The 641-nt window shown below is 40.9% G+C and carries 2 protein-coding genes; both read right to left on the bottom strand.

Annotation, left to right across the window (positions count from 1 at the left end; genetic code table 11):
- Window positions 1-437: CDP-alcohol phosphatidyltransferase family protein (locus tag ACFIO3_RS14920; protein ID WP_375704763.1), on the bottom strand; the 437-nt coding region annotated here is incomplete at its 3' end.
- 8 nt (window positions 438-445) lie between these two features.
- The coding region (locus ACFIO3_RS14915) for a phosphatidylserine decarboxylase (protein WP_375704762.1) at window positions 446-641 on the bottom strand (196 nt) is incomplete at its 5' end.

Raw genomic sequence — 641 nt, 5'->3', positions numbered from 1 at the left:
TTGGGATTATCTAACATCACATTAAAACGTGCTAATCGCAAACAACAAGCAACACAATAAACAAGGGCTGCAACCCACCCAATATGATTCGCTTGATTCAAGATAAAAGAATAAACAATGAGTGCAGGGGTAACACCAAAATTTATAACATCAGCAAGAGAATCCATCTGTGCCCCAAAAGATGAACTACCATCTATTAAACGGGCAATGCGACCATCAGCACCATCTAAAACTGCGGCCAGAAGCACCATTAAAATAGCAGCTTCATAGCGATGTTCAAAAGCCAAACGAATGCTGCTCATCCCTGCACAAATTGCTAAAATAGTAATGATATTAGGAATGACATACCGCATTGATGTAGGTGAACGCCGCCGATTTGCAACATCATCATGCTGCCCCTCAGGATTGAATGAAGAAAATGGCGAAAAATTTTTCATTGTGAGTCCTAATCGTATCTGAAGTCCGTTGTGGCACTCTTATCATCAAAAGAACCCAAAACCGTTTCTCCAGCAATTGCTGTCTGTCCAACTGCAACACGTAATTTCATTTCAGTCGGTATATAAGTATCAAGGCGAGAACCAAAACGAATCAATCCAAATCGCTCACCAGTCATAACGGCATCGTTTTCTTTTGACCAGCAA

Source organism: Bartonella sp. AD328YNZD (assembly GCF_042196425.1).
Note: the sequence above shows the minus strand (reverse complement) of the source record. Positions and strands in the feature narration are given on the sequence as shown.